Here is a 9,655-nt window from a genome sequence, read left to right as displayed (position 1 = left end):
CGGCCGGCGGGGGGGGGGCGCCCCCCCGCTCCCCCGACCCCCTGCCCCCCGGCCCCCCGCGGGGGGCGGTGCCCCCCCCCCCCCCCCCGGGCGCCCCCTCGACGGGGCCAAGCGCCCGAGGCCGTTCCGACGCTTCGCACCCCGCGTCACGCGTGCCCCGTTCGCCCCGCGACATGCACCTCGCCACGCACCTCGCGCTCAGCGGCCGAGAGCCTGCTTGAGTTCCTTCTTGTTCATGGACGAGCGGCCCTCGATGTTCTTCTTCTTGGCCTCCTCGTACAGCTGATCCTTGGTCGGACCCTGCGCACCGCTGTGCGAACGCTCCCCGCCTCGCTCGTACGCCGACTTCTTGTCGCGCGTGGACGTCTTGCTGGCCGTCTTCGACTCTCCCGAACGTGCCCGTTCCTTGTTGACCGTCCGGGCGGCGATCTCCTTCGCGCGCTTGGTCGAGGCCCCGCGGTCCTCGGCGCTGTCCTTGATGTGCTCGTACTGGCGTTCACGCTTCTTGCTCGATCCAGCAGGCATGCGATGCACCTTTCTCATCAGCGGTTCGACTCGGTCGGTCCGCCTCAGTGGGTTCGACCGCGGCGATTTGTCCTCATGATTCTTGGTCGCCGTGCGGCCCGCACGTCGACGGACGGGGACGGGCGTTCGACCACTGCGGGACCGTTCGCTTCAAGTCCTTCGCCTCGGCACGCCCATGGCTCCGTACGCATGCGCCCAACTGGTGGTTGTTTCCTCTCCGAGTCCAGGGGCAGGCGGACATCGTGCTTCGGACCGGAGGCGCATTCGCGGGGAGCGGTATGCCCACTCCCGTCGGATGTCCGGCTCCGGGCCGTCCCGTTCTCTCCGCGGTCACCTGTTCGCCCACCGCTGAGGAGCGATTCCTGATGCTTACCGATCTCACCGCACCCTCCGCCCGTCGCCGCACGGGAACCCGGCACCTGCACGACGACGCCCCCGACACCGAGGCGGCGTTCGCGCATCTGGCCACCCTTGACGGCGGACCCGAGTACGACCTGCTCTGCGAGGAGATCGTGACGGCCTGGCTGCCCATGGCGCACCGGCTGGCGAGCCGTTTCCGCAACAAGGGGGAGAACCTCGAAGACCTGCGGCAGGTTGCCGCGATGGGCCTGATCAAGGCGGTCAACCGGTACGAGCCCGAGCGCGGGGCCTTCGAGAGCTACGCGGTGCCCACCATCACCGGCGAGCTGCGCCGGCACTTCCGCGATCGCATGTGGGACGTGCGGGTGCCCCGTCGCGTCCAGGACCTGCGCAACAAGGTCCGGGTCGCGCGCCGCGAACTCCTGGAACGGCCGGGCAGCGACGCCGAGCCCAGCTCGGCGGACATCGCCGCGCAGGCGGGACTGACCGAGGACGAGGTCCGCGAGGGGATGGAGGCCATGACGAGCTACAGCGCCCTGTCGCTGGACGCCGAGATCTCCTCGGACCCCGATGGATTCAGCCTGGCCGACACTCTCGGGGAGACCGATCCCGCGTACGACTGCATCACCGACCGGGAGGCCGCCAAGACCGGACTGCGGCGGCTGCCGGAGCGTGAACGGACCATCCTGTACCTGCGCTTCTTCGAGGACATGACGCAGAGCAGGATCGCCGAGGAGCTCGGCATCTCACAGATGCACGTCTCCCGCCTCATCACCACCAGCTGCGCCCGAGTGCGCGCGGAGGCCGTCCGCGGAGAGGACGGCGTCAGGCACGCTCAGGCGGCGTGACCGCGGGCCGCGCGCGCAGCGTGCGTGCCCGCGCCGAGTCCCTGGGGCGCCAGGGCCGCCCCAGGGGCTCAGACCACGACGTCCGGCGAGCAAAGCCCGGCAGGGCCGGGGCCGGACGCCGGCATCGGATTCCGGGCAGCTCCACGTGAGCTTTCGCCGGGGAAGCAGGGAACCAGGCCGAGTACGCGCCTTCTTACCGCCGAGTAGTATCGCGTGCCACGCCGCCTTGTGATGCCGAGCCGTCAGGAGACCTCATGTCCGCCCCTCCCCCACGCCCGCCTCGCTCTTCGCCTGCCCGCGTCCACCCCGGCCAAGGAGCCGAGCGATGACCCGCGTCCAAGTCGGCTCCCTGGTCGAGGACTTCACCCTGCCCGACGAGACAGGCACGCCCACGACCCTTTCGTCTCTCCTGTCCGAAGGCCCGGCAGTGGTGTTCTTCTACCCGGCGGCGATGACCCCCGGCTGCACCGCCCAGGCGTGCCACTTCCGGGACCTGGCAGCCGAGTTCGCGGCGGTGGGCGCCAGGCCGGTGGGGATCAGCTCGGACGCCGTCGACCGCCAGCGCGAGTTCGCGGGGCTGCACACGTTCGGTTTCCCCCTGCTGTCCGATCCGGACGGCGTGGTACGCGGCCAGTTCGGCGTGGCACGCGGCTTCGGCCCCCTGCCGACCAAGCGCGCCACCTTCGTCATCGGCTCCGACCGGCGCGTGCTCGAGGTGGTCCGCAGCGAGTTCCGGATGAGCACCCACGCGGACCGGGCGCTGGCGACGTTGCGGTCGGCCGCCGGTTGAGGCCTGACTGATCAAGCGTCTCCTCGCGGCAGCCGCCGCCGTGTGCCCCTTGCGGCGGGTTCGGCATGAAGAGCCGGGTGTCGTGGGCCGGGGTCTGTCACCATGTTCTCGACCGCACTCGCCGGTGCGGCGCGGGCCCGGGCATACGTCGGCATCCTGTGCGACGGTTCGGACCGCCAGCGGTTCGGTCAAGCTGCCACGCTCGAACAAATTATCGATCCGGGCCGGAGCAGAATGTGCCGCGTCCAACAGGGTAAGTGAGCAGAAAACGGGGACGCGGGGACGAAGGTGGAGAGGAAATGGAGTCAGCCGGAAGTGGCGGCGAAGGGTCGTCGGCAGCTCATCCCATGGCTTTCGCCGTCCCCCTGAACGACGGGGACTCCTCCATCGCCGAAGCACGTCACCTCGCCCTCGACTTCCTCACCCGCGCCCGGACGGACCTGGACGTGACCGTCTCCGCCCGCGCGATGGACCTGACGCAACTGGTGGTCAGCGAGCTGGTCACCAACGCACGCAAGTACGCCCCCGGCCCGATGGTCATGGAGCTGCGCATCGTGGACTCCTCGGTGGCGGTGACCGTGCACGACAGCGCCCGCGCCCGTCCTGTCGCCCGCCCCGAGGACCCGCACAGGATCGGCGGGCACGGCCTGGAGATCGTCAAGGCCGTCGCCCAGAACTTCCACGTGCACCTCGAACCGGCCGGCAAACGCGTCACCGCCCACATCCCCCTGGCCGGCGAGCCGGCCGCCGGTGAACGCGCCGCCAGCAGCTCCCGGTGATCCGCGCACGACTCCGTACACTCCCGCCCCTTCGGTGGGCCGCAGGAGTGACACACGCGACGGCCGGGTACACGAGGCACCTCGTAGGCGAGTGAGCACGTTACGTATCTGTACGCAGCCGCTCACTACGAAGGTATCCGTACGCAGTCGCTCACAGCGCTGAGCCCTCTGCCCCCTGCTGAGAAGGAGCCCCGACATGCCGGACAAGGCAACGGCAACGGACGTCGTCGAGCTGATCCTCGATGATCACCGGCGGATGGAGGACCTGTTCCGCGACATGCGCAGCGTGGAGGCCGAACGGGCCGCTGCCCTGAAGGAGTTCGCCGGCCTTCTCATCGCGCACGCGCTCGCGGAGGAGGCCGAGGTCTACCCCGCCCTCAGGCGCTACCGGGACATCGACAACGACGAGGTCGAACACGGCGTCGAGGAACACGAGGAGGGCAATGAAGCGCTGCTGGCACTCCTCGAAGTGGACGACGTCGGCTCCGACGACTGGGACGAGAAACTGGAGAAGCTTGTCGAGGCGGTGTCCCACCACACTGATGAGGAGGAGCGGACGATCCTCAACGGCGCACGCGAGAACGTGGCCATGGATCGCCGCGAGGAACTGGGCGCCGCTTTCACCAGGGAACGCGACAAGCACCTCGATGCGGGCTGCGGAAGCATCGAGAATGTCCGCCGAATCGTGAAGGACTGATGCGTGGAGCAGCGTCTCGTCATCCGGCCCGCTCTGTCCGAGGCCGGGCTGATCGGTTAGACATGAACTGATCAGTTACCGTCGACGCCCACCCAGAGGTAGTACGCACATGCCCGCCGCCGCAGCCCCCTGGCTGCTCCTCGCCGTCTTCTCCGGCACCCTGATATCCCTGCAAGCGCGTATCACCGGTGAGCTCGCTGCCGGGCTCGGCGGCGACGGATTCGCGGCCGCGGTGATTTCGTTCGGCTCGGGGTTCGTGGTGCTGGCTCTCGGGCTCCTCGTCCTCCGCAAGCCGCGCCGCGGGGTCCGCCTGGTGCTCGCGGACGTACGCGGCAGGCGGCTCAGGTGGTGGCAGGTGCTCGGCGGCTTCGGAGGCGCTGCCTTCCTGCTCGCGCAGGGGCTGACCGTCGGGGCGCTCGGGGTCGCACTGTTCACGGTGGCGATCGTCGCGGGCCAGGTCACCGGGGGTCTGCTCTTCGACCGGATGGGGCTCGGTCCTGCCGGGCCGCAGCGGCCCACGCGGCGCAGGGTCGTCGGTGCGGTGCTCGTGCTCGCGGCCGTGGGTCTGTCGATGGCGGACAAGCTGGGCGGCGGGTTCCCGTACCTGATGCTGTTGCTGCCGCTGGTGGCGGGCGTGTGCGTGAGCTGGCAGCAGGCGGTCAACGGTCATGTGAAGAACGCCGCCGGATCCGCGTACGCGGGGACGTTCTTCAACTTCGCCGCCGGTACCGCCGCGTTGAGTGTGATCTTCCTGGTGCATGCCGTGGCCGCCGGGCTTCCCTCCCGCCTGCCGACCGATCCGTACCTCTATTTCGGCGGCCTGGTCGGCGTCTCCTTCATCACCATCGCGGTCGCCGCGGTCCAGAAGCTCGGCGTCCTGCTGCTCGGACTGTGCACGATCACCGGCCAGTTGGTCGGTTCACTCGCCCTGGACCTGCTGCTCCCGCACGGTGACACGGACGTCACGGCGGCCACCGTCGCGGGCGTCGCGCTCGCCCTGGGGGCGGTCGCGCTCGCGGCGCTGTCGGGCACACGGACCGGCCGGGTGGTCGCGTCGAGCGGTGGGACACGTCCCGCTGCTTCGGAGGAGCGGGTGAAGGGCCCGGGTGCGGTGTAGGCCGCGCCTCGCGAGAGCTCGGAAGCGCTATGCACGGCGCACCGCGTACCCCAGATACGTCACCACCGGACTGCCCTCAGGTTCGAGCACCATCTCGACCAGCTCCGGCAACTGCTCGTCGGTCAGTGTGCCGCGCCTGCGTCCGCGCGTCGCCCGCACCAGACTCCGTACGTCGCGCGGCTTGAACGCCGAGACGTCCCGCGTCGAAAGCCCTGCCCGGTCGAGGGCCTCGGCGAGCTCCGCCGGACGGCGCAGCCGGTGAGCGGCGTAGCGGCCGCGGGGCATGATTCGCGTGGCCGGGAAGGCCTGGAAGGCGCCGAGGTAGATGAGGCGGGACACGGGGGTGCGGTTCACCGTGTCGTAGACGAAAGCCCCGCCGGGACGCAGCACGCGCGCCGCGTCCGCGAGGACCGCGTCCGGCTGTTCGGTGATCTCGAGGGTGTCGGCGCAGTACACGAGGTCGAAGGAACCGCCCGGAAGGTCGAGTTCCTCCGCGGGTGTCGTCCGGTAGGTGATGCCGAGACCGTCGTCCGCCTCCGAGGCGAGGGCCGTCGCGGCCGAGGACGGGTCGACGGCGACGACATCGAACCCGAGCCGGGCGAGGCCACGCGCCAGGATGCCGCGCCCACTGCCGACGACAAGCGCCCGGCTACCGGCCGCCGCGAGGCCCAACTCCCCGAGCAGGCGCCGCAGATACTCCATGCGTACGGACTGAAAGGTCAGGGCCCGGATGTGGCGGCCGTCGACGGCCGAGGCAGAGTCGAGTGCGATGCGCGGGGCGTCGGTCACGTTGGGTCCAAGTCAGTGTGCAGCAGGTCGTGGTCCGAGTACGAGGTGGATTCCACGCGGTGCCTGAGCGGGGCGATGCCTCGCAGGAAGACGTAGTCGAACTTGGCGTGCCAGTCGGTGGTCGTCTTGCAGGTGCCGGCGAGCGAGGGACGACACTGCGGGTCCGTGTCCGTGGCGAGTTCCCACACCCGGGCGAGTTCGGGAGCCTCCGGCACGGCGTTGAAGTCGCCGAGAACGATCGCGCGGTCGTGCCGGGCGACCTCCGCGGCGAGTACACCGACCTGCTTCGCTCGGACCTCTTCCTGACTCCGCTGGGCGAGGTGCGTGTTGAAGACCCGGACTGACCGGCCGCCGACCGTCGTCGTGACCGCCATGTACCCACGGTCCTCGGATCCGCCTTCGGGGTACTCCACGTTCACACGGTCTGTCATCGGTGCCGCCGAGAGGACCGCCTGGCCGAAGCCGCCCGGGTTCCACGGCACTCCCCCGCAGCGGCCCCAACTGCTCAGCACCGAGCCGTACTCGACGTGGTAGACCAGCCCGTGCAGGTGCTGCAGATACTCCCGGATCCTCTCGACATCACCCACGCACGCTTCTTGCAGGCCGATGACCTGGGGCGCGTACGAGGCGATCTCCGCGGCCCGGTCGACATCGCTCTCCTCGCAGGGGTTGCAGATGTTCCACGTCATGACCCGGTTCGGTACGACATCTCTGACGGCCTCGGGCGGTGATCTGTCGAAGAGGGCGTCGCTCGGCGCACTGGGACCGACGAGCACCATGCAGGCCACGGTCATGGCACCCGCGAGCCATCGCGTGCTCATTCCGAGCACCATCGCCTCCTCAGTGTGGATGCACATGGCAGTGGATGCACATGGCATCTGACGTCTCCATGCACGAGGTTATGGGACGGAGTCGGCAGCAACACCTGCTTCTTGCTCATCACCAGACTCAACCACGGCCGTTTGGACCCCCACGGTGCCTGCGGAGGGGGCTACCGGAGCGCTGCCGCCACCAGCCCTCGGATCTCCTGCTCCGACACGGTCCCGCCCCCGACCAGACGGTCGAAGACCAATCCGTCCACACAGGTCAGCAGCGTGACGGTCCGGCCATCGGCGTCCGCGACACCTTGCGCGGTCAGGAAGTCGCGTACGACCTGTCGCGCCGCGTTCTCGCGCGGCACGAGGATCTCCCGAAGTTCGGGGTGGTGCACGCTCTCGATGGCGCACGCGTAGCGCGCGAGGGAGCGTCGCCGCCTGTCGCCCGTGAGCTGCTGCTCGACGAACTCGGCGATCGCCGCGACCAGTTCGCCCGCGTTCCGTGGCACCGGCGTCCGTTCCCCGATCGCCTGGAGCTCCGCCTGGTCGACGGCGACGAGGCGGCGGGCGAGGGCGGTGAGCAGTGCCTGGCGTGTGCGGAGGTACGCCGATGTGGTGCCGGGCGGCAGGTCTGCCTCCCGGTCCACGGCGCGGTGGGTCAGGCCCCGCATCCCGGCGTCGGCGAGGACGCCAATGGCCGCGTCGGCGAGGACAGTGCGTCGATCTGTAGGCCGTTCTGTGGGCCGGTCTGTGGTCCGATCTGTGGTCACCCCCCATTTCTACACCTGTAGAGGCAGTGGAGTACGCTCCTTCTACACCTGTAGAAGGAGCCACACATGGGCAGCAGCGCGGTAGTCGTCGGCGGAGGGATCGGCGGCCTGGCCGCCGCGATCGGTCTGCGGCTCGTCGGCTGGGAGGTGACGGTCGTCGAACGCGCCCCCGTGCTCGACGACGCGGGCGCGGCCATCTCCCTGCACGCCAACGGCATCCGCGCCCTGGACGTCCTCGGCGTCGGAGAAGTGATCCGCGCCGCCGCTCGGCCCCAGTACAGCGGCGGCACCCGCAACCCGGCCGGAGGCCGCCTCGCGCGGATGGACGGAGCCGCCCTGGAGCGCGAGTTGGGCACCCCGATCGTCGGCATCCCCCGCGCCACACTGCACCGCCTGCTGCGAGAGGCCCTGCCGCCCGGGTCCCTGCTCGTCGGAGCCGAGGCCGCGTCCGTCGACAACTCTTATCCCGCCCGGCCGCGGGTCCCCCTCGGGGACACCGTCCTGGAGGCGGATCTGGTCGTGGCCGCCGACGGCCTCAACAGCCGCCTGCGCACCCAGCTCTTCCCGCACCACCCCGGCCCCGCCTACAGCGGATCGACGGTACTGCGCGCCATCACCGATCACCCCGTCGACGTACGCAGCGACTTCGAACTGACCTGGGGTCGCGGCGCCGAGTTCGGCCACATCGCCCTCGCCGACGGCCGCGCCGAGTGGCACGCCGTCCTCAACTCACCTGCCGGGGTGCGCTATCCGGATCCCCTGGCCGAGATGCGCCGCCGTTTCTCCGGCTGGCACGAACCGATCCCGGCGCTGCTGTCGGCGACCCGGCCCGGCGCCGTGCTGCACCACGACATCCACGAGCTGAGCACTCCGCTGCCCTCCTACGTCGTGGGCCGCACCGCCCTGCTCGGTGACGCGGCCCACGCCATGACACCGAACCTCGGCCAGGGTGCCTGCCAGGCGCTGGAGGACGCGGCCGTACTGTCCGCCGCGCTCGCCACCGAGCCCACCGTCGAATCGGCGCTGACCCGTTACGACACCGAGCGCCGCCCACGCAGCCAGTCCGTGGCACGCGCCGCCCGCCTGGCCGGCCGGATGGGTCAGCAACTGACGCACCCCCTGGCCGTCGCCCTGCGCAACACGGCCCTGCGGCTGGCCCCGTCCCGTACGACCGTCCGGGCCATCCTGCGGCACGCCGACTGGACACCGCCGGGCTCCCGACGCCGCTGAACGCCCCTTGCACTCGCACCTCAATTGCGCCACAAAAGACTGGACCGCAATGGAGTGCGCTCCGCCCTGCTGGACGCGGAGGGCCTCCAGTAGCAAATCGGGTCACGCCGATGATTTTTCCCGGCGAGGACGGTCCTACCGTTGCCATCAACACAGGACTGCCAACACAGGTCCACTAACACCGGCCCGCCACCCAGGAGAAGACACGTGACTCAGTTGCTCAGAGTGCAGAACTTCAACGTATCGCGGGACGGATTCGGCGCCGGGGAGAACCAGAGCCTCGAGAGGCCGTTCGGTGACGCCGACCCCGGGGACATGTTCGCCTGGGCCGGGGCCACGGCGAGCTGGCCCAACCGCACCGATCCCGGGGGCACCCGCGGGCTCGACGACTACTTCACGCGGGACTTCGCCCGCAACATCGGCGCCGAGATCATGGGCCGCAACAAGTTCGGACCCCAGCGGGGGCCCTGGCAGGACCATGAGTGGCAGGGCTGGTGGGGCGACGAACCCCCGTTCCACACCCCGGTGTTCGTCATGACCCACCACAAGCGTCCTTCGTTCACCCTCTCCGACACCACGTTCCACTTCGTCGACGGCGGCCCGGCCACGGTCCTCGACCAGGCGCGGGAGGCCGCACAGGGCAAGGACGTGCGGCTCGGCGGCGGTGCCTTCACCGTCCGGCAGTTCCTCGACGCCGACCTCGTCGACACCCTGCATGTGGCGGTCTCCCCGGTGAAGATCGGATCCGGGTCACGCCTGTGGGAATCCCCCGACGAGCTGCTCGACCGTTTCCACCTCGACGTCGTGCCCAGCCCGAGCGGAGTGACGCACCACCTGTTCTGGCGAAGGTGACGAGAGGATCCAGAGGATCCCCAGTGACCCAGCTCACACCCAGGCCCTGTCAGGAATCGTCGCGCTGTCCCGCTCAAGGGGCA

Annotated in this window: 11 protein-coding genes; 7 read left to right on the top strand and 4 right to left on the bottom strand. The window is 70.0% G+C overall.

The genetic code is table 11. From position 1 onward, the window contains the following. Positions 1-198 precede the first annotated feature (198 nt). Positions 199-525, bottom strand: a complete 327-nt coding sequence (locus ACWGI2_RS07905) for a plasmid stabilization protein (protein WP_453398964.1) — start codon at positions 523-525, stop codon at positions 199-201. 365 nt (positions 526-890) lie between these two features. Here ACWGI2_RS07905 and ACWGI2_RS07900 point away from each other — a divergent pair, with 365 nt between their 5' ends. From ACWGI2_RS07900 to ACWGI2_RS07880, 5 genes are all read left to right on the top strand, one after another. After that, a complete protein-coding gene (locus ACWGI2_RS07900) occupies positions 891-1,733 on the top strand; it encodes a SigB/SigF/SigG family RNA polymerase sigma factor (RefSeq protein ID WP_453694495.1) in 843 nt (280 codons plus the stop codon). A gap of 325 nt (positions 1,734-2,058) precedes the next feature. Continuing rightward, positions 2,059-2,523: a peroxiredoxin gene (locus tag ACWGI2_RS07895; protein WP_453398966.1), complete on the top strand. Its 465-nt coding sequence runs from the start codon at positions 2,059-2,061 to the stop codon at positions 2,521-2,523. Positions 2,524-2,870: 347 nt separating this feature from the next. Then, on the top strand, positions 2,871-3,302 hold the full coding sequence (locus ACWGI2_RS07890) for an ATP-binding protein (RefSeq protein WP_453694494.1): 432 nt from the start codon (positions 2,871-2,873) through the stop codon (positions 3,300-3,302). A gap of 196 nt (positions 3,303-3,498) precedes the next feature. Next, positions 3,499-3,999, top strand: a complete 501-nt coding sequence (locus tag ACWGI2_RS07885) for a hemerythrin domain-containing protein (protein WP_453398968.1) — start codon at positions 3,499-3,501, stop codon at positions 3,997-3,999. Positions 4,000-4,108: 109 nt separating this feature from the next. Further along, a complete protein-coding gene (locus ACWGI2_RS07880) occupies positions 4,109-5,116 on the top strand; it encodes a DMT family transporter (protein ID WP_453694493.1) in 1,008 nt (335 codons plus the stop codon). Between the two features lie 27 nt (positions 5,117-5,143). On the opposite strand, the gene ACWGI2_RS07875 is transcribed toward ACWGI2_RS07880, so the two are convergent. The 3 genes from ACWGI2_RS07875 to ACWGI2_RS07865 all read right to left on the bottom strand — a co-directional run bounded on the left by ACWGI2_RS07875 (position 5,144) and on the right by ACWGI2_RS07865 (position 7,391). Then, positions 5,144-5,905, bottom strand: coding sequence for a class I SAM-dependent methyltransferase (locus ACWGI2_RS07875; RefSeq protein WP_453694492.1), 762 nt, complete (start codon positions 5,903-5,905; stop codon positions 5,144-5,146). Next, on the bottom strand, positions 5,902-6,726 hold the full coding sequence (locus tag ACWGI2_RS07870) for an endonuclease/exonuclease/phosphatase family protein (protein ID WP_453398971.1): 825 nt from the start codon (positions 6,724-6,726) through the stop codon (positions 5,902-5,904). Before ACWGI2_RS07870 ends, ACWGI2_RS07875 begins: the two co-directional genes overlap by 4 nt. A 170-nt stretch (positions 6,727-6,896) precedes the next feature. Beyond that, entirely contained in the window at positions 6,897-7,391 is a 495-nt protein-coding gene (locus ACWGI2_RS07865) for a TetR/AcrR family transcriptional regulator (protein WP_453694690.1), read from the bottom strand. Between the two features lie 165 nt (positions 7,392-7,556). Here ACWGI2_RS07865 and ACWGI2_RS07860 point away from each other — a divergent pair, with 165 nt between their 5' ends. Then, a complete protein-coding gene (locus ACWGI2_RS07860; RefSeq protein WP_453694491.1) occupies positions 7,557-8,720 on the top strand; it encodes an FAD-dependent monooxygenase in 1,164 nt (387 codons plus the stop codon). 207 nt (positions 8,721-8,927) lie between these two features. Further along, the gene (locus ACWGI2_RS07855) at positions 8,928-9,572 is read left to right on the top strand and encodes a dihydrofolate reductase family protein (protein WP_453694490.1); all 645 of its coding nucleotides are present in this window, start codon (positions 8,928-8,930) and stop codon (positions 9,570-9,572) included. The last annotated feature ends 83 nt before the right edge of the window (positions 9,573-9,655 follow it).

The sequence above is a fragment of the Streptomyces sp. NPDC054866 genome, assembly GCF_053610745.1.
This window is presented reverse-complemented; position numbering and strand designations above follow the sequence as displayed.